This window comes from Arthrobacter sp. B0316-5-4, assembly GCF_059090325.1.
Map to the genome: position 1 here is coordinate 730,941 of NZ_JBNHFN010000003.1, position 18,667 is coordinate 749,607.

Consider the following 18,667-nt stretch of genomic DNA (forward strand, 5'->3'; position numbering starts at 1 on the left):
CCGAGCTTCCTATCAGAATCGAACTGATGACCTTTTCATTACGAGTGAAAGTGCTTTGCCATGTATGCGCAGGGCAAAGCGATGACTGGGTGACGAAAAGGTGACGAACTAACTCCACTCCAGCTTTGCCAGTGCGCCGTTGATTCGCCCTGCGCTGTCGTGCAGATCATGGTCGAAAAGGCCCGCGTAGGTGTCTAGGGTCATGGTTGCACTTGCACGCCCCGCAATTCGTTGTACGACTTTCACGTTGGCTCCGTGGCTGATTGCGAGGCTTACCGCAGTGTGGCGGAGGTCGTGGAATGTTGGCCGTGGAAAGGCCGGATCAGCCGCCATGACTCTCGCAATCGCGGGAGCATAGTGGCGCTTTGTCCAAGTGCTATTGCGTAGGACAGAACCACGACCACCTGTAAACATCCTCCCGTTCCCGGTATCCGTGCCAGCCAACTGCTCACACCTACGGGCGATCAGTCGGGGGAGCGGTACGACGCGGCTTTCCCCTCCCTTTGTCGGTTCAAGCACTAGCTTTCCGCTGACTTCCGAAAACGCCCTACGAACCGCGACGGAGGGCGTATCGCTAAATTCGAAGTCATTCGAGGACAGTGCTGTTATCTCACCCCAACGGAGGCCTCCGGTTCCTGCCAGCATCACGAATAGCTCGAAGCCCTCACACCCTCGAGCCAGCAGCGTGAGCTGTGGCATGGTGAGGTACACATGCTCCCGCTGTTTCTCCTTAGCGGGTATGTAATCCGTCTGACCAAGCGGGTGCTTGGCGGGGTTGTTGGGCAGTAAGCCACACGTCGGTATGACAGGGCCAGGCATACATTGGAAAAGGCGGCGGGGTATGACGTAGCCAGGGCCTTAGCCCAATAGCGCGCGCCGGACTACTTAGCCTCGGTTCGTGGTCGATCCCGTCTGTGCTGATCCGATGGTCCTGCGCCCTAAGCGTCGTCCTCTTCTGATTCATCTTCCTCGTCCGGCATGGGCTCGTCTTCTTCGGTAAGCGGGAGGCGTGCATCATTCGACGGCGTGGGAAGTTCTTTGGCGAGTATGAGGGGGGAAGTAGAGACTCTCTCCAGCAACTTGGCTCCCTCGTCGTGCATGTCAATGGTGTGCTCGATGATGGACAACAGGCTGAGCAATTCCTCGCCTTCAAGGTCGGGCCAAACTGCCGGTCGTATGGAATCGAGAGGTGAGCCGCTGCTCTTGCCGGCTCGCTTCTTCATCCGATAACCAAGCCAGGAATCGACGATGTTAAGACCTGAAACGGAGTACGCCCAAACGGCAGGAGATACGTTGGAAAATTCGCCGTCACCGACCTTTAGGGTGTGGTTAGCAGAGTCGTACGAGAACGACTCCGGATAGCTTGAAGCTGAGATGCGTTTGCCATAAATGGCAGCCCCGGTCGGCACTTCTCCAGCCACGTCGTCGCCACCGGCGAATCGTTCACCATACGTGTGAAGGAAGGCGAGATGACGCCCAAAGCCAGCAACTTCTGTGAAGAGGCCGTCATCCTTGGTGAACGGGATGCGTGGCCCAGGAACAGTTAGTTCTTCCCAGAATCTGGAAACGAAGGCTGGAGTGGCAAGGAGCCCGTAGCAATATGAGAAAAGCTCAGGCGCAGTCACTTGTCTTTGGATTTGATCTGAGACCGCCTCCAAAAGGCCGTCAGTTATGTTGGGGACACTGGCCGCAGGATCTTTCCACAGAGGGATAACGTGGCGGCCACCGAAGGATCCCCTGTAATGGTGGAGATCCGGGACCTCCGACGCCATCATTGCAGCTGGCCCCTCGCCTAGGACCTCCGTCAGCATACTGGTCAGGTATACCTGTTTGTTACTGTGCGCTTTCCAGAGCGATGGCCTCATAAAGTCGCCCACACGGCCGTCCGCGATAATCCATTGTCTGTCGAGACTTCGGTACGTGTACTTCCGTATCTCGGGGATCGGATCGGAAGCTGTGACGTTTGCAATGGAGGGGAGGCGCTTGTCCGTGAACAGACTGGGGTAGGTCGACATGATCTTTCTGTCCCGACTCTCCTTGAACTGAGCCTTACGTCGGGTGTTCAGCTGTTCCGCATTCTTGTACGCCTGAGAGCTGAGCTGTGCGACTTCAAGAGGGCTTGCCAATTTGTTCCAGCGCTCGCGTAATACTGATTCAGATTCCCCGATTGGCCACGTCCTCTTGACCTGAGGGCCGCCCGTTTGCCAAGGGAACATATCAGTAAGTGCAGGCCACGATAGGTATTCGGCATTCTCGGCTGGCAAGAAAGGATCCTGCCAACCCGCCATGCAATTCCGCCAGTCGAACTCCCCATGGTCGATACCTGTAACGCGGTCCAGGAGTGCTTTCTTTTCCTTGGCTGTGAGGTCAGCCAAGTCGACGTAGCGGACTACAGCAGGCGTTTCAGGGTCTGGGTCGCCGTAGCGAATACCGGTCGTGATGGCAACAGGCGTTTCGATACTGAAGACGTTTTCTGTCTTGCGACCGCCCTTGTTATCGCCGCCCAAATCAATAATCCAGATCTCGTCGAACAACGACCTCATGTGCTGTCTCATGCCGACAAAGCCTGGACCGCGCAGAAACGAGGATGCCGTGATGAAGCTGATTATGCCGTTCTTCGCGTGAAGGGCGCTTGAGCCTGAGGAGACATTGGGAATGTCCTGTTCGAGGACCTTCCACATTGCCCAGCGCCAAAAGTAGACGTAGGCGTTGTAGAGGTTCTTCACATGGCCACCGTGGCCAGTCGCTATCGCGGGGTTGATGAAATCAGTTATGATCCCGGGCTCACCCTTGTCGGCGACCATACGGCGAGTGAGCGGATCCCGGACTTTACCGCCCTTCTTGGCTTCGCGTCGCATGGTTACCCAGCCGCCGGTTGACGAACCATCTGTGTTCGTCTTTTTTCCCCGCAAGTAGGGCGGGTTGCCCATGCACACAACGACCCGTGTATCAACCTTAAGGAACTTTGCTTCCGCCCTCTCCTGGCTGATGTTCTCGTAGCCAAAGATTTCCGGGAGCATACCGTCTGACTCGTCCTCATGGGAGGCCAGCGTGTCGGCGAGAAGAATATTGAGTAACTCCTCGCCCTCGGGCGATGTCACATCATGGTCAGCCAAATATCGCGACAGCCGGAGATGGGCCACTGAGTACGGCCCGATCAGATATTCGATCCCGTAGAGATTCTTGGCTGTTTGCCGGAGCCGCTCGGGCAACGCAGCAGGCGCATTAGCGGGTAAATCCTCAGCTACGGATTCAAGAATTGCCAGAGGATACGTGCCGGTTCCGACTGCAGGGTCAAGGACGACAACGCCGTCGTCGGCGAAGCCGCGAGTCTTACCAAACTTCTGCCGGAGCAGAGATTTGACCATCGCCGTCTGGGCGTGGACTACTTCAACCGGCGTGTAGTACGCGCCCACTTTTTTTCGCAGGGCAGGGTCGTAGGCGGCTAGGAACTCTTCGTAGAAATACAGCCAAGGGTTGTCGGCATTTTTCTTGATGATCGCCACCGGGTTAATCTGTGCAATCACTCGGAGAATCATGTCCGTCGAAGTCTTGACTTCAGCATGAGCTGACGCATTGTTCAGTAGGCCGAGCACTTCGCCCAGAAGCCCGTGTCCTACGGTGAGCACTTCGGACGCTTTCTCAACAGTCAGAGGGTCTGCCCCTTCGAAGCGGGCGATCAACAGGGCGTACGTGAACGTCTGCGCGTAAGCATCTGCGACAACCTCGCTGGATGCTCCGGGGAAGAGATATTTCCTCCATTCTTGGGCGAGGGAGCTGAGCGCAGATTCCTCATTGTCCAGTGCCAGCTTCGCTTCAGTGCGAAGGAGCCGGCACAGCGGTGCCAGCAAGTCTGCGATCTGCTTTGAAGTCCTGGGAACAATCGGCTCCCAGTTGAGAAATGATTCGAATAGCAGCTCAAGACGCTGGGCGTCAGCGACCGTGACTGCATTTCGTCCCTCGAGAACAGGGTCGCCGCTGAGGCGGACGACCTTACCCGCTCGCGTGCCAGTCCTTTGAAGGCTCCACTCGCGGCCGTCCGTGTAAATCAGATTGGGAAGTTTCTTGAACTTTCCCCATTGGACCTTGTCCCGCTTTTCTTTGAGCTTCGAGGGATCTCCACCCTTACCAGGTGCCTTGAGTTCAACGTGCCCAGTCAAAATCGTGGTGTTCAGTGTTGGGCCTACACTGATTGCCGCATCCACGCGCCCGCCAGACTTTTCACCTTCTTCCGGCGCGTTCGGGGCTTCTGTACGGACAATGACGGACTTGTTGAAGCTACGGCCGGCAGACCTTAGAAGGGTATCTAGAGGGCTCTTGAGCTGGTCTTCAGGCCAAACGCTTTGGCCAGCATCAGAGTTGAGCTTCTGCCGGAGCTCGTCCGCGAATACCTGCAGTGCCTCAAAAATTTCCGAATTCAAGTTTCTCCGCCATTGTCGTTCGTTGCATAATACTGAACTCATGCTAGCCACTCACGGTCATAAACGCCGGACGGGCCGTCGTGGACCTGACGGCGAGTCCGCACACTATGGGCAGGGTCCTCATGGGACGACGGCGTCCGTCACACACCAGCCCTTGATGGCCGGGCATGGTCCGGCGGCCCCAAGTAGGCGCTTCGCAAAGCTTCGGGAGGCGATCCGAGACGCAAACGTGTGCGACCAAAGCGGTGACGAAAAAGTGACGAAGGCGTTGGGAATCGAAAGAAAAAGCGGGGAATGCATAAGATTCCCCGCTTGTCCACAAGCCAGCAAAAACCCCCCAGAAACCTTGGTTTCTGGGGGGTTCTGTCCCGAGCTTCCTATCAGAATCGAACTGATGACCTTTTCATTACGAGTGAAACGCTCTACCGACTGAGCTAAGGAAGCACCGCGTTCATCACCGGTTTCCCGGGCGATCACGCAAGACATAACTGTAATAGAGGCAGCGCGCCCGGGTCAAAACGGGCCGGACGGCCGCGCACAAATATGCCGTTGCGGGGATGTTCACCCGCACGTCGGACCGGGTTCAGGCTGCGGTCTCCCGGTGGCCGGAAGCTGGGGAACCAACCGTGCCACGCACACAAAGCCGAAGGAGCCGCCCAATGACTGCGGAAGCATCGACAAGCAACAGCCACACACCCAACAGGCTGCGGCTCGCGGTGGTGGACATGGTGGGCACCACCATCACCGATGATGGCCGCACCGAGCGCGCCATGTCGCGGGCGCTTGTGGAACACGGCATTAAACCCGGCAGCAGCCGGTACGAGAGCATGCTTGGCTACGCCCGTGACACCATGGGATTCTCGAAATTGACGGTCTTCAGCCACCTTTTCGATGATGCAGCCACGGCCGAGAGGGCCAACAAGGTCTTCGAGAAGGCCTACGACGAGATGATCGACGACGGCGGCGTCCGCGCCATTCCGGGGGCGGAGGACGCCATCCTGTGGATGCGTGAATCCGGCATGCAGATCTGCCTTGCTACCGGCTTTGGCCGCCACACGCAGAACACCGTGCTCGAATCGCTCGGCTGGATGGGGCTCGCGGATCTCAGCCTGTGCCCTGCGGACGCCGGACGGGGCCGACCCTACCCGGACATGATCCTGACAGCCGTGCTCGCGTTGGATCTCGACGACGTCCGCGAAGTGGCAGTCGTTGGCGACACAAGTTCGGATATGTTGTCGGGCGTGCGTTCAGGGGCGTCGCTCATAGCCGGCGTGCTGACCGGCTCGCATTCTGAGGCCACCCTGCGCGCTGCCGGCGCCACCGCCGTGGTTGATTCCATCAAGCAGCTCCCGCTCCTGGTGGAGAAGCGTGAGGCCAGGCACCTTTAGCATTTCAGGCCGTCCTGCGGCAGCTTCCCGTCAACAAAGTAGTCGTCGACGGCGGTGCTGACGCAGGTGTTGCTTCGGCCGTAGGCTGTGTGCCCCTCACCTTCCCACGTGACCAGGGAAGCGGTCCCAAGTTGTTTGCGCAACGATTCCGACCATTCAAGGGGCGTGGCGGGGTCGCCCGTTGTGCCGACCACCACGATCGGCGCGGATCCCTTGTACTCAACAGGTGCCGGTGTCCGTGTGTGCGGGTACGGCCAGTCCCTGCAGTTGACACCGCCGTACGCGAAGAATGAACCGAACGTGGGGGAGTCCTGCTTGAGCTGGGCTTCCTCCGCCCGCATTGCCGCGGCATCGCTGACCATGGGGTAGTCGAGGCAGTTGATGGCCTGGAAGGCGAGGGCGGAATTTGAGCTGTAGGTGCCGTTGGCTTCGCGGTCCGCACCCAGATCGGCGAGCCGCATCATGGGGGAAACGTCGCCGGAAAACGCAGCGTCAAGTGCCTGGGTGAGGGCGGGCCAGCTTTGGTCGTTGTACAACGGCAGGATCAGCCCATTGACGAAGTCGTTGCTGGTCACCAGGCGGCCGTCCTTAGCCGTTTGGGGGTTCTGGTCCACCGCGTTGATGAGGTCCCTGATCTCCTGGACGCCGTTGTCCACTGATCCGCTGAGCGGGCACGAGTTTTGCTGCTGGCAGCTGGCCACATAGGTGTGGATGGCACGCTCGAAGGCCCGGGCCTGTCCTGCCGTCAGATCTTCGTTGCTGATGGAGGGATCCACCGCTCCATCCAGGACCAGGCGGCCCACATTGTCCGGGAAGAGCGACGCGTAGGTGGAGCCGAGGAAGGTGCCGTACGAGAAACCGAGGTAGTTGAGTTTGGCGTCGTTCAGGACGGCGCGCAGGACGTCCAGGTCCTTGGCGGCGCTCACGGTGTCGATGTGCCCCAGTACGGCACCGGTCTGTTGGGAGCACTGCTGTGCCAACGTCTTGTTGAAGGCGAAGGCGGCCTCCAGTCCTGCGTCGGTGTCTTTCCTGAAGACTTTTGCACGGGCAGCATCCCGTTCAGCATCGGTCATGCAGGTCACGGGAGCTGAGCGGCCCACGCCCCTCGGATCGAAGCCCACCACGTCGAAGTTGGCCCGCAGCTTCTCCGTGAGGAGGGTCTTTCCGGCGTCCTTCACGAAGTCGACGCCCGATCCACCCGGACCGCCCGGGTTGACCAGGACGGACCCCTGTTTGTTGCTGGTGCTGGGCAGCTTGATGATGGACAGCGAGATGTCACCGGCGCCGGGGTTGGCGTAGTCCAAGGGCACCTGGACTTTGCCGCAATGGAATCCGTCCTCACACGAACTCCACTCCACGGACTGGGAGTAGAACTTCTCCAAACCCTTGGGAGCCGAAGCGGCGATGGACGGATCCACCGTGCTGGTGGACGGCTTCGCCGTGGGTGTTGGCATAAACGGAAGAGTGCAGGCGCTCAGTACCAGCAAGGAAGCGAGAGCGACGCACAGCGCTGCGAACCGGCGTGGTGCGGACTTCATGGATTCTCCTATTGCTGGATGAGGCTGGTGGCCATGGACTCGACTGCCAACAGCGGGGCCACGTTGGTGGTGGTGATGCGGACGCGTGCTTTGTTGATGGCGTCCATCCGGGCAAGGGTAGTTTCAGGGGTAGAACGGCCGGCGTATTCCTCCAGCTCGCCCTTGAGCTCAACGTTGACCAGTTCCACGGCGTTCCCCAACTGGATGATCAGCACGTCCCGGTAGAAGGACAACAAATCCGTCAACGTGCGGTCCAGCGAGTCCGTGATGGAGCGCTTGGCGCGCCGTTTCTGGTCGTCTTCGAGCTGTTTCACCTGGCTGCGCATGGAGGGCGGCAGCGTGCCGGATTCCGGGGCGCCAAGGCTCGCGAGCAGCGCAATTTTCTCTGCCGCGTCGCGTTCGTCGTTGGAGCTGTTGGCTTCGTCGGTGGCGATCTTCACCAGCTTCTCGGCCATCATCACGGCAGCTGTGACACCCCGCAGGCCCAACGGAATACGAACGGTTTCCAGGCGGCGTTCCCTCGCGTCGGCGTCGCGCGCCAGACGCCTGGCGATACCGATGTGGCTCTGGGCGGCACGCGCCGCCCGGTCCGCGAGTTGGCGATCGACGCCGTCGCGCCTCACCAGAAGGTCCGCGACATCGGACGCCGGGGGAAGCCGCAGGCTCACCGGGCGGCATCGGGACCGGATGGTGACAAGGACGTCGGCCGGCGAAGGAGCACACAGCATCCAGATGGTGCGTGGCGTGGGTTCCTCGATGGCCTTCAGCAATACGTTGGTGGTGCGCTCCGCCATGCGGTCCGCGTCCTCCACTACGATGATCCGCCAGCGGCCCGTGGCTGGCCGGTCTCCGGCCTTCGAAACGAGTTCACGCGCTTCGTCGATGGTGATGGTGACTTTTTCGGTCCGCACGAACGTCACGTCCGAGTGCGTCTCGCCCAGGATCGTGTGGCAGGCCGCGCACTCGCCACAGCCGCGCCGGGTGACGTCGTCCTGCTCGCAGTTCAGTGCTGCAGCGAACGCTTTGGCTGCATTGGAACGGCCGGAGCCCGGGGGACCGGTGAAAAGCCAGGCGTGGGTGAGGCCGGTTTCGCCCTGCGCCGCCTGCTTCAACTGTGCGACCACGGGCGCCTGCCCCTGGAGGTCGTCCCAGACACTCACGGGCGCACGTCCGAAACAGGCACGTCCGAAACAGGCACGTCCGGGACATGGCCAACCAGCAACGACTCCACCCGGTCCAGAATTTTGGCGGCCAGCGACTCGATGTCTGCGTTCGCCGGCAGTACCAGGTAGCTCGAGGGGGCCGCCGCTGCCCGGTCAAGGAAAGCGTGGCGGATGGTGGAATGAAACTGGTCCGGTTCCGACTCGAGCCTGTCCTCCGCGGCATCACCGGCGGTACGACGCTGGCGGCCGTCGGCGGGATCGACGTCGAGCAGTACGGTCAGGTCCGGATGCAGGCCTTCGGTGGCCCACTCATTAAGGGTCCACACGCCCTCGGCGCCCAAGCCGCGGCCGGCGCCCTGATAAGCAACTGACGAGTCGACATAGCGGTCAGTGATGACCACCGTGCCCTGCGCAAGGGCTGGACGGATGACCTGGCTGGCGTGGGCGGCGCGGGCAGCGGCAAACATCAGGGCTTCGGTGCGTGCGTCGATGGTGCCGTGCCCGTGGTCCAGGACAAGGGAGCGAAGTTTCTCGCCAATGGGAGTGCCGCCGGGTTCGCGGGTGCGCAGCACGGAAAGTCCGCGTGACTCAAGGGCGTCAGAGAGCCGGGCGGCCTGCGTGGACTTGCCCGCGCCGTCCCCGCCTTCGAAGGCGATAAAAAGACCTGCTCTCTGAATACTCACGCGTCTAGCCTACCGAGATTCACTGACATCAAGGCGCGTAACGCCTTTCATCCACAGCCTTGGCCGCGACTACGCTGAAACCATGAGCCTCTCCGATCAGCAAGCCGCCGAATTGTCTCCGGAAACCGTTGTGGTGGCTGCCGGCCGCCCTGAGCGCGCACACGATGAGCCCGTGAATCCGCCCATCGTCCTGTCCTCCACATACTTCGGTACCGGCTCCTTGAACGACGGGGATCGCGGCTACGGGCGCTACGCCAACCCCACATGGGATCCTTTTGAGGACGCCCTGGCCAAGCTGGAGGGCGGATCGCTTCCCGGACTGCTCTATGCATCCGGCCTGGCGGCCGTCAGTTCGGCGCTTTCGCTGGTTCCGGCTGGCGGTGTAGTGGTCATGCCTTCGCACAGCTACTCAGGCTCGCTGGTGATGGCCACCGAGTTGGCCGAGAAAGGCTTCCTGGAGCTCCGCACCGTTGACATCACGGACACGGACGCGGTCAAGGCCCTCATCAGCCCCGAGGTAGGCAAGAAAGCCAACCTGCTCTGGCTTGAGAGCCCCACCAACCCCATGCTCGGCATCGCCGACGTCCGGGCCCTCGCCGACGCAGCCCACGCCGTGGGCGCACTCGTCGTCACGGACAATACTTTTTCGACGCCCCTGGTGCAGCAGCCCCTGAGCCTGGGTTCCGACGTCGTCCTCCACTCGGTGACCAAGTACCTGGCCGGACATTCCGACGTCGTCCTCGGCGCGTTGGTGACGTCCAACCCGGAACTGCGTGCCACGCTCCTGCACCACCGGATCATCCACGGCGGCATCGCCGGGCCCTTTGAAGCGTGGCTCGCCCTGCGCGGCCTGCGTACCCTGGCGCTGCGGATCGAGCGTTCGCAGGCATCGGCTGCCACGCTCGCCGAACGCCTCAGCACCCACCCGCGCGTGGAAACCATCCGTTTCCCTGGCCTGCCCACCGACCCGGGCCACGAGCGTGCCAAGGACCAGATGAAGGGCTTCGGCTCCATTCTGTGTATCCAGATCGCCGGCGAAACCCACCGAAGCGGCGCTGACGCCGCGGACGAACTGGTGCGTGCGCTGCAGCTCTGGCTACCCGCCACCTCGCTGGGTGGGGTGGAGTCCCTTATAGAACGACGACGCCGGCACGCGGCTGAGCCGGTCAGCGTACCGGAGAACCTGGTGCGATTGAGCGTCGGAATCGAAAACGTGGAAGACCTCTGGTCCGACCTCGAGCAAGCGCTGAAGTCTTTGGACAGCTAGGCTAAAGGGCGTGGACGGAAAATTCTTGATCGCCATTGTCACCAACGCGGTCTACTTCATTTTGGGATTGGTGGCCCTCGCCCTTGAAGTGTGGGCTTTCGCGGACTGCCTCCGGCACCGGCCCACCCTGTTCGTGGCCGCGTCCAAGCGCACCAAGACGTTCTGGCTCGCCCTCACGGGTGTCGCCTTCGCCATCGGGGCATTGACGTTCTTCACCGGCGGCAGCGGGCTTGGCCTGTTCGGCATCGCAGCGGTCACCGCAGCCTGCGTCTACCTGGCAGATGTACGTCCCGCCCTGCGCGAGGCCGGCAGCGGCGGCAACCGCAACGTCGGCCCTTACGGTCCCTGGTAAATAGCGCTAGTTAGGCGCCACCGCGTCCCACGCCACTGTCAGCTCACCAAGACGCCACCGCGCGGGACCATCCTGGAGCGGCCACCCGGCGTCGCGCAGTGAACGGCACATTCCCGTCCAGCGCTGCCGGTTCCCGAACGACGCCAATGGCGCCGCCTCCAGCCAAGCTTGGTCCATGGCCTGCAGGAACGCATGGATCGGTTCGCCGGGCACGTTCCGGTGAATCAGGGCTTTCGGCAGCCGCTCAGCAACTTCCGACGGCAGTTCGAAACTCCCGAACCGCACGGAAAAGCTCAGGCTCAGGGGCCGCTCCGGATCCAGCGCCACCCAGGTGACGCGGCGCCCTATCTCATCGCAGGTTCCGTCGATGAACAGGCCTCCGGGCGCCAACCGTGACTGCACCAAGGACCAGATCCCCTGGACGTCGGCCTCCTCGTACTGCCGCAGGACGTTGAAGGCGCGGACCAGCACGGGATTGCCAGGGACGGGGAGCTCAAAGCCGCCCACGTGGAAGCTCAGCCCGGGCCGTTCGAGAGCCTTCGCGGTCCGCACCCGCTCCGGTTCGATCTCGATTCCGCAGACCCGCACATCGGGGCGGACGGCCTGGAGCCGTTCAAAAAGCTCGACGGCGGTGGTCGGCGAAGCGCCGTAGCCCAGGTCAATGACGAGAGGCTCGACGGCGGCCCGCAACCGCCACGCCTGCGGCCCGGCCAGCCAACGGTCCAGGCGGCGCATCCGGTTGGGGTTGGTGGTGCCGCGGGTGATGTTGCCAACAGGTTTCCCGCCCCGACTGCGGGGAGAGCCCACCCGTTCCGCTTTTTGCACCACGGCCAACACTTTATCGCCTTCCCTTGCCCCGCGCCCTTTGCCGCCGTACGCACCCCCGATCTCGGGTGCGCGTGGCGGGAGCAGGTGCGCTCCAAGGGTGGAACGGGTGCGCGGGGCGTAACGCCCGGCAAGGCACCGGAGCCCTCAGCTAGGATGAAAACCATGACTTACAAGCTGATTCTGCTGCGCCACGGCCACAGCGACTGGAACGCCAAGAACCTGTTCACCGGTTGGGTGGACGTTGACCTGAACGACCAAGGCCGCGAAGAAGCAGTGCGCGGTGGGGAACTCCTGGTTGAGAACGACATCCTGCCGGACGTCCTCTACACCTCGCTCCTGAAGCGGGCCATCAACACCGCCAACATGGCACTGGACAAGGCCGACCGCGGCTGGATCCCCGTCAAGCGCGACTGGCGCCTCAACGAACGCCACTACGGTGCCCTCCAGGGCAAGGACAAGGCCCAGACCCTCGCCGAGTTCGGTGAAGAGCAATTCATGGAATGGCGCCGCAGCTACGACACCCCGCCGCCGCCCCTGTCCGATGACAGCGAATTCTCCCAGGCCCACGACCCCCGCTACGCGGACCTCGGCGACGCCCTGCCGCGCACCGAATGCCTCAAGGACGTTCTCGTGCGCCTCCTCCCGTACTGGGAATCGGACATCAAGGAAGACCTCAAGGCCGGCAAGACCGTCCTGGTCACCGCACACGGCAACTCCCTGCGCGCCCTGGTCAAGCACCTGGACGGCATCAGCGACGAAGCCATCGCCGGGCTGAACATCCCCACGGGCATCCCGCTGGTGTACGAACTGGACGACGACTTCCAGCCCATCAACCCGGGCGGAACCTACCTCGACCCCGAGGCAGCAGCCCAGGCCATCCTCGCAGTGGCCAACCAGGGCAAGAAGTAATTCCTCCGCTGCTGCCGCGGCGACTGCTCGGTCGTTCCTCCCTTAGACGCAGTTCGCCCGCGGCACCAGCTACGGAGCCGATTAAAACGATGGCCGGTCACCTTAGGTGACCGGCCGCCGTCGTATTTTCAGTTGTAAGGCTAGAAGCCCTCGGGCTGCCATTCGCCTGTCACCAGGTAGGTGACCTTCCGGGCGACGGAGACGCCGTGATCGGCGAAGCGCTCGAAGTAGCGGCTGGCCAATGCGACGTCCACGGTGGTGGACGGGCTTTCGCTCCAGTCCGGGGAAGCGATCGCCTTGAAGACGCTGAGGTGGAGGTCGTCCACGGCGATGTTGATTTTGAGGATGTCCCGGGCAACCTCAAGATCGCGGGTTTCGAGGAGCTCGATGACCTTGGCGGTGATCTCGATGTCGTGCTGGGCCATGGCCTTGAAGGTCTGGGTCAGCGATGCGGGGATGACGGTCGCGGGGTAGCGGAGGCGTGCCAGCTGGGCTACGTGGCGGGCGAGGTCGCCCATGCGCTCCAGCGAAGCGCTCATGCGAAGCGAACCGACGATCATGCGGAGGTCGCTGGCCACGGGGCCCTGCAACGCCAGGATGTCGATGGCGCGCTCATCGAGGCTGTTCTGCAGGAAGTCGATGCGCGCGTCTGCTGCGATGACGTCCTGGGCCAGGTCCACGTCGGCGCCTTCGAAGGACGTTGTGGCCTTCGTGATTGCTTCGTGAACCAGCTTGGAGATCTCGATGAGGTCGTCACCTACCTGGGTGAGTTCCTCCTGAAAAACCTTGCGCACTAAGGCGTCCTTTCCTTGGAAATCCCGTTCCCGTGATGGGGGTCGGATCTCAAAACCATTGACAGTCCAACCAGTAACTGTGTCAGGGGTCAGTGAACTGTTCGGCACGTTTAGATGAACGTTAGTTGAACCGTCCGCGTTTGGCACCGGATCCATGCTCGGCCGTGTTTCAACAGCATAAGCTGGACCCGTGGATCCATTGCTCATAGGTGTCGTCGCAGGCCTCGTTGGCCTGTCATTGGGCGTCTTTGGCATGCTCGCATTCAAGATCAGCGAACGCCAGCGGAGCATCGTTGACCTCGACGTCACTGAACCCCTGCTTCCTGAAGGCGCAGCGGAAGTCCTTGCCGTCGTCGGGCGTGCCTTCGTTGTGGTCGACGCGATCGACGGCGTGGTCCGCGCAAGTCCCGCCGCCTACGCCTACGGCCTGGTCCGCGGCCACACCGTGGTGCACAAGCAACTCCTGGACATGACCGCGAAGGTCCGCCGCGACGGCGTCATCCTGGAGGAACAGTACGAACTGCCGCGTGGTCCGCTGGGCAAGGGCACAATCGTGGTCCAGGTCCGCGCTGCCATGCTGGGCTGGGAATACATCGTGCTCCTGGCCGATGACCGCACCGAGATCACCCGCACGGAGGAGATCCGCAACGACTTCGTGGCCAACGTCTCGCATGAACTCAAGACGCCCGTGGGTGCCATTTCGCTGCTTGCCGAGGCACTGGAAGCTTCGCCCGACGACGAAGAAGCGGTGCGACGTTTCGCCAAGCGCATGCACAAGGAATCCGGCAGGCTGGCGGCACTGGTCCAGGACATCATTGAACTTTCCCGCCTCCAGGGAGCCAATGTGGCGCAGCAGGGGCACGCCGTGGACATCAACACCGTCATCACCGAAGCCGTGGACCGCTCGCAGCTCCCGGCCGAAAGCAAGAACATCCAGATTGTTGTGGGCGGCCATTCCGAGTCCTTGGTCTTCGGCGACCGCGACCTCCTGGTGACGGCCCTGCGCAACCTGATCGACAACGCCATCCGCTATTCGCCCGAAAACACGCGGGTTGGTGTCGGCGTCAGGACCCGCGAAGGCGTCGTGGCCGTTTCCGTCACGGACCAGGGGGAGGGGCTGACTCCCGAGGACCAGGAGCGCGTCTTCGAGCGCTTCTACCGCGTGGACGCAGCACGTTCCAGGCACACCGGCGGTACGGGCCTCGGCCTGAGCATCGTCAAGCACGTGGTCTCCAACCATGGCGGCGAGGTGACCGTTTGGTCCCAGCCCGGCCAAGGTTCCACGTTCACCCTCCGCCTGCCGGAGATGGAAGGCCAGGACGACGACGCCGGCCTGCCGTCCACCGCAGCGGCGCACGAAGTACCGGCGGCCCCTGCCGCCGTCGAACCCCATCACGCGAGCCAACACGCGAGTGAAAAGACGGGCGCCAGCGGTGCCCAAGAGCAAGGAGCCAGCGCTTGAGCCGGATTTTGATAGTTGAGGACGAAGAGTCCTTTAGCGATCCCCTTTCCTATTTGCTGGGCAAGGAGGGTTTCGACGTTGAGGTAGTGGACAACGGCAGCGACGCTTTGGTTGAGTTTGATCGGAATGGCGCGGACCTGGTGCTCCTGGACCTCCAGCTGCCGGGCACGCCGGGCACCGAAGTCTGCCGCCAACTGCGTCAGCGCTCCAGCGTTCCAGTGATCATGCTGACCGCCAAGGACTCGGAAATCGACAAGGTAGTGGGCCTGGAACTCGGCGCCGACGACTACGTCACCAAGCCCTACTCCTCGAGGGAGCTTGTGGCCCGTGTCCGCGCCGTCCTTCGCCGCCAAGGGGAACCGGAAGAGCTGATCACGTCTACCGTGCAGGCCGGTCCTGTCCGCATGGACATCGAGCGCCACGTGGTGAGCGTGAACGGTGAGCAGGTGTCCCTGCCGCTCAAGGAGTTCGAGCTGTTGGAAATGCTGCTCCGGAACTCGGGCAGGGTCCTGACGCGTGGTCAATTGATCGACCGCGTATGGGGTTCGGACTATGTGGGTGACACCAAGACGCTGGACGTCCACGTCAAACGGCTCCGCAGCAAGATTGAGCCCGATCCCTCGCTGCCGCGGTACCTGGTGACGGTGCGGGGCCTGGGCTACAAGTTCGAGCCGTAAACGTTCGCCCCTGCGTCCCCGCGTAGGCGCGTTGTCGAGTAAAAGCAAAAGGAAGGGTCCCGCCGTAGCGGAACCCTTCCTTTGTTGTATGGCTTGTAGCGTGCCGCCTGCTAGTGACCGGCTGCTGCGGACTCCGTGGAGGTAGCAGTAGTGGACGGCGTGGCCGATCCGCTCGGCGAAGGCGTTGCAGAGCTGGACGGAAGGTACTTCTGGTACTCCGGCAGCGTGCCGTTGACGACGGGGATGTTGATCTTGGCAGTGTTGGAGCCGCTTCGGATCGTCACAGCTGCGAGGCCGCCGGGCGCAGCGCCAGCCGTGCTGAGCACGGTAGAGTCGCTTTCTTCGTTCAGGTACGTCTCCGACTTTGCCTTGACGGGAATCTCGGTCTGGGCACCGTCCGCTCCACTGATGGTCAGCGTTGCGTCCGAGTTGGACTGGTTGAATACAGCACCGATTACGCGGCCCGACTCTTTCTCGCCCGAAGCAACAATCAGCATGTTGCGCAGCTGCAGCTGGCCGAGATCAGCTTTGATCCCGTCCGATGCCGAGTACTGGTGGGTAGTCTGCTGGGCGTTGACGAATCCACAGCCGGTGACGGACAGAAGACCGACGCCGATTGCAGCCGCCGCAATTGCCAGCTTGCCGCGCTGGACAGGGTTCATCGCAGTATTGCGCACGACACCTACTCCTCAAGAGTCATTGGAACACTTTTCAGCCATAGCCTATCGGCAAACCCGTCAAAATAAGGATTCGGGGAGGGTTTGTGGCGCAGCCAACGGAGAGGATTTGTTCAACGGGTTCCGTGTTCGATGCATCTTTCGCGCAATACGTCAAGAGGTTGGACGAACCCGTTTAGGCCCTCTTTCCCAGTATTGGCGCGGCTGGAGGGCCCATTCGGTGCCAGTCGTATGCCTTAATCGTGATAGACTAATCTGCGGGAAAGGGGAAAGTCCACATGGTTTTTGAGGTCGGCGAGACAGTAGTTTACCCTCACCACGGTGCAGCAAAAATTGAGGAAATCAAGATGCGCACCATCAAGGGCGAAGAGAAGATGTATCTCAAGCTCAAGGTGGCTCAGGGTGATCTGACCATTGAAGTTCCAGCAGAGAACGTTGACCTTGTTGGGGTCCGGGACGTAGTGGGCAAAGAAGGCTTGGAGCACGTTTTTGACGTTCTTCGCGCCGAGTTCACTGAAGAGCCTACCAACTGGTCACGTCGTTACAAGGCGAACCTGGAGAAGCTTGCTTCGGGCGATGTCATCAAGGTGGCAGAGGTCGTACGCGATCTTTGGCGTCGTGATCACGATCGCGGCCTTTCCGCAGGCGAGAAGCGAATGCTGGCCAAGGCGCGGCAGATTCTGATTTCAGAACTGGCCCTGGCTGAGAAGACGGACGAAGAGAAGGCTGCAAGCGTTCTTGACGAGGTCTTGGCTTCCTAAGAATTGAGCCCCGGTGGTGCGAAAGCGCCGCCGGGTTTCTTTTTGCCACAAAGTACTCTGGTGACCATGAGTATTCCTTCCAAGCGCGCCGTCACGGCCGTGATCGTGGTTGCAGCCGGTTCCGGTGAACGCCTCGGTTACGGCATGCCCAAAGCCCAGGTTCCGCTGGGCGGAGAAACCATCCTGATGCACGCCCTGCGCGGTGTGGTGGCATCCGACGTCGCACGCCAGGTCTGCATCGCGGTGCCCAAGGGCGACACTGCCCTTCGCTCGCTGATCGCCGAATTTACCGTTGACCTTGTTGACGGCGGCCCCGAAATTTCAGTCGTCGACGGCGGAACCTCCCGCGCGGATTCCGTCCGGGCCGCTCTGGCGGCCTTGGAGGACGGGACAGAGTTCGTCCTGGTGCATGATGCCGCGCGTGCCCTGGCCCCCGAGCGTGTCTTCGAACGAGTGTCGGAGGCGTTGGCGGCAGGCGCAAAAGCTGTCATCCCCACGTTGCCGGTGGTGGACACCATCAAGACGGTCGCTGAAACCGACGGTGCGGACGCTTCCATCGCCCCTGAGGTGGTCACCGGCACGGCCCCCCGCGAGGAACTCCGCGCTGTGCAGACCCCGCAGGGCTTCGAGTTGGCTACGTTGCTCCGAGCCCACGAGGCCGCCGGGCTCTTCGACGAGAAGCAGGCCGCTGCGGTCACTGACGATGCCATGCTGGTCGAGCTCCTGGGAGTCCCGGTCCACGCCGTTCGCGGGGCCAGCCAGTCACTGAAGATCACGACGCCGCTGGACCTCATCATCGCTGAAGGCCTCCTCGAAGGTCCCTTGGGCATCCGGTGGGTGGAGGGATAGTGGCCTCGGAGAACATGCTGTTGCCCCGGACCGGCATCGGCATCGATGTCCACGCCTTTGCCCCCGACGACGACCCCCAGCCGCTCTGGTTGGGCGGGCTTTTTTGGGAAGGCGAACAAGGACTGTCAGGCCATTCCGACGGCGATTGCGTCGCCCACGCAGCCGCGGACGCACTCTTCTCCGCCTGCGGCATCGGCGACCTCGGAACCCACTTCGGCACGGACCGCCCCGAGTTCGCCGGCGCCTCCGGGGTAAAGCTTCTCGGGGAAGCCGCCCGGATCGTGCGTGAGGCAGGTTTCGAAATCGGCAACGTCGCCGTCCAATTCGTAGCCAACAGGCCAAAGTTCGGCCCCCGGCGCGAGGAATCCCAGCAGGTATTGAGCCAGGCCGCCAATGCTCCGGTCAGTGTCACGGCTACCACCAGCGATGGTTTGGGTTTCACCGGACGCGGAGAGGGTATCTCCGCCGTGGCCACGGCCCTCGTCTACCCAGCTGCCAGCCCCCACCCGGGACCCGCGAAAGGTGCCCCGCATGCCTAAGCCCAGTACCGGCGTCGTGCGTTCCGCCGTGCTGCTGTCCGCAGGCCTGGCTGCCGCCCTCCTGCTGGGCGGCTGTGCGGGGACGCCAAGGATGGACGTGAAGGCCAGTTGCGACTTCCTGAACGGCGACGCCTTCAAACCGGACGGTAACCAACAGCAGCAGTCAAAGCAGCTCGCTGAGCACTACCACGAGCTGGGGGAGAAGCTGGCCCCTGAAATTGCCGATCCCATCAAGGAGATGGCCGCGATCATGGACAAGGCGGCCGCCTCGTCGCTGGGTGCAGCGACGCAGGAGCAACAGGAAAAGCTCAAGGTGCAGTTCAACAAGATCGGCGAATACTGCAAGTAGGCAGGTCACG

General features: G+C 62.1%; 18 protein-coding genes and 2 tRNA genes. 10 read left to right on the plus strand and 10 right to left on the minus strand.

The window, feature by feature from the left end; all coding sequences use genetic code 11:
* Positions 1–3 precede the first annotated feature (3 nt).
* The 4 genes from AC5RU9_RS11895 to AC5RU9_RS11910 form a co-directional block, all read right to left on the minus strand.
* Positions 4–80, minus strand: a tRNA-Thr gene (locus AC5RU9_RS11895).
* 28 nt (positions 81–108) lie between these two features.
* A complete protein-coding gene (locus tag AC5RU9_RS11900) occupies positions 109–819 on the minus strand; it encodes a tyrosine-type recombinase/integrase (RefSeq protein ID WP_494016607.1) in 711 nt (236 codons plus the stop codon).
* Positions 820–938: 119 nt separating this feature from the next.
* A complete protein-coding gene (locus AC5RU9_RS11905) occupies positions 939–4,421 on the minus strand; it encodes a type ISP restriction/modification enzyme (RefSeq protein ID WP_494016608.1) in 3,483 nt (1,160 codons plus the stop codon).
* Positions 4,422–4,792: 371 nt separating this feature from the next.
* Positions 4,793–4,865: transfer RNA gene (locus AC5RU9_RS11910), tRNA-Thr, on the minus strand.
* Between the two features lie 215 nt (positions 4,866–5,080).
* On the opposite strand from AC5RU9_RS11910, the gene AC5RU9_RS11915 reads away from it, so the two are divergent.
* A complete protein-coding gene (locus AC5RU9_RS11915; RefSeq protein ID WP_494016609.1) occupies positions 5,081–5,809 on the plus strand; it encodes an HAD family hydrolase in 729 nt (242 codons plus the stop codon).
* On the opposite strand, the gene AC5RU9_RS11920 is transcribed toward AC5RU9_RS11915, so the two are convergent.
* From AC5RU9_RS11920 to tmk, 3 genes are read right to left on the minus strand one after another with little or no spacing between them, the layout of a single operon-like run.
* On the minus strand, positions 5,806–7,347 hold the full coding sequence (locus AC5RU9_RS11920; RefSeq protein WP_494016610.1) for an alpha/beta hydrolase: 1,542 nt from the start codon (positions 7,345–7,347) through the stop codon (positions 5,806–5,808). The two genes, AC5RU9_RS11915 and AC5RU9_RS11920, sit on opposite strands and share 4 nt — an antisense overlap.
* Before the next feature lie 8 nt (positions 7,348–7,355).
* Positions 7,356–8,507, minus strand: a complete 1,152-nt coding sequence (locus AC5RU9_RS11925; RefSeq protein WP_211711397.1) for a DNA polymerase III subunit delta' — start codon at positions 8,505–8,507, stop codon at positions 7,356–7,358.
* Complete coding sequence (tmk, locus tag AC5RU9_RS11930; RefSeq protein WP_494016611.1) at positions 8,504–9,193, minus strand: dTMP kinase; 690 nt, start codon at positions 9,191–9,193, stop codon at positions 8,504–8,506. The genes AC5RU9_RS11925 and tmk overlap by 4 nt, the downstream gene beginning before the upstream one ends.
* 82 nt (positions 9,194–9,275) lie before the next feature.
* On the opposite strand from tmk, the gene AC5RU9_RS11935 reads away from it, so the two are divergent.
* Together AC5RU9_RS11935 and AC5RU9_RS11940 are read left to right on the plus strand one after the other, a co-directional pair.
* Positions 9,276–10,460: a trans-sulfuration enzyme family protein gene (locus AC5RU9_RS11935; protein ID WP_494016612.1), complete on the plus strand. Its 1,185-nt coding sequence runs from the start codon at positions 9,276–9,278 to the stop codon at positions 10,458–10,460.
* A 10-nt stretch (positions 10,461–10,470) separates the two neighbouring features.
* Positions 10,471–10,812, plus strand: coding sequence for a DUF2516 family protein (locus tag AC5RU9_RS11940; RefSeq protein WP_494016613.1), 342 nt, complete (start codon positions 10,471–10,473; stop codon positions 10,810–10,812).
* Between the two features lie 6 nt (positions 10,813–10,818).
* Here the strand turns inward: AC5RU9_RS11940 and AC5RU9_RS11945 are convergent, their stop codons facing one another.
* Positions 10,819–11,640 carry a class I SAM-dependent methyltransferase gene (locus AC5RU9_RS11945; RefSeq protein WP_494016614.1) on the minus strand — a complete coding sequence of 274 codons (822 nt, stop codon included), beginning with the start codon at positions 11,638–11,640 and terminating at the stop codon, positions 10,819–10,821.
* Positions 11,641–11,802: 162 nt separating this feature from the next.
* Between AC5RU9_RS11945 and AC5RU9_RS11950 the strand changes: the two genes are divergently transcribed.
* The gene (locus tag AC5RU9_RS11950; protein ID WP_494016615.1) at positions 11,803–12,549 is read left to right on the plus strand and encodes a phosphoglyceromutase; all 747 of its coding nucleotides are present in this window, start codon (positions 11,803–11,805) and stop codon (positions 12,547–12,549) included.
* Between the two features lie 140 nt (positions 12,550–12,689).
* Here the strand turns inward: AC5RU9_RS11950 and phoU are convergent, their stop codons facing one another.
* Entirely contained in the window at positions 12,690–13,343 is a 654-nt protein-coding gene (gene phoU, locus AC5RU9_RS11955; RefSeq protein WP_309994827.1) for a phosphate signaling complex protein PhoU, read from the minus strand.
* 199 nt (positions 13,344–13,542) lie between these two features.
* On the opposite strand from phoU, the gene AC5RU9_RS11960 reads away from it, so the two are divergent.
* Both AC5RU9_RS11960 and AC5RU9_RS11965 read left to right on the plus strand, forming a co-directional pair.
* Positions 13,543–14,805, plus strand: a complete 1,263-nt coding sequence (locus AC5RU9_RS11960; protein WP_494016637.1) for a sensor histidine kinase — start codon at positions 13,543–13,545, stop codon at positions 14,803–14,805.
* Complete coding sequence (locus AC5RU9_RS11965) at positions 14,802–15,482, plus strand: winged helix-turn-helix domain-containing protein (protein ID WP_211711390.1); 681 nt, start codon at positions 14,802–14,804, stop codon at positions 15,480–15,482. The genes AC5RU9_RS11960 and AC5RU9_RS11965 overlap by 4 nt, the downstream gene beginning before the upstream one ends.
* Positions 15,483–15,592: 110 nt before the next feature.
* Here the strand turns inward: AC5RU9_RS11965 and AC5RU9_RS11970 are convergent, their stop codons facing one another.
* Positions 15,593–16,144 carry a hypothetical protein gene (locus AC5RU9_RS11970; RefSeq protein ID WP_494016638.1) on the minus strand — a complete coding sequence of 184 codons (552 nt, stop codon included), beginning with the start codon at positions 16,142–16,144 and terminating at the stop codon, positions 15,593–15,595.
* 293 nt (positions 16,145–16,437) lie between these two features.
* On the opposite strand from AC5RU9_RS11970, the gene AC5RU9_RS11975 reads away from it, so the two are divergent.
* From AC5RU9_RS11975 to AC5RU9_RS11990, 4 genes are all read left to right on the plus strand, one after another.
* Entirely contained in the window at positions 16,438–16,920 is a 483-nt protein-coding gene (locus AC5RU9_RS11975) for a CarD family transcriptional regulator (protein WP_011690592.1), read from the plus strand.
* A 66-nt stretch (positions 16,921–16,986) separates the two neighbouring features.
* Positions 16,987–17,769 (plus strand): 2-C-methyl-D-erythritol 4-phosphate cytidylyltransferase, encoded by a 783-nt coding sequence (gene ispD / locus AC5RU9_RS11980; protein ID WP_494016616.1) that lies wholly within the window; start codon positions 16,987–16,989, stop codon positions 17,767–17,769.
* A gap of 14 nt (positions 17,770–17,783) precedes the next feature.
* Positions 17,784–18,308 carry a 2-C-methyl-D-erythritol 2,4-cyclodiphosphate synthase gene (gene ispF, locus AC5RU9_RS11985; RefSeq protein WP_494016639.1) on the plus strand — a complete coding sequence of 175 codons (525 nt, stop codon included), beginning with the start codon at positions 17,784–17,786 and terminating at the stop codon, positions 18,306–18,308.
* Positions 18,301–18,657: a hypothetical protein gene (locus AC5RU9_RS11990; protein ID WP_494016617.1), complete on the plus strand. Its 357-nt coding sequence runs from the start codon at positions 18,301–18,303 to the stop codon at positions 18,655–18,657. Before ispF ends, AC5RU9_RS11990 begins: the two co-directional genes overlap by 8 nt.
* Positions 18,658–18,667: the final 10 nt, after the last annotated feature.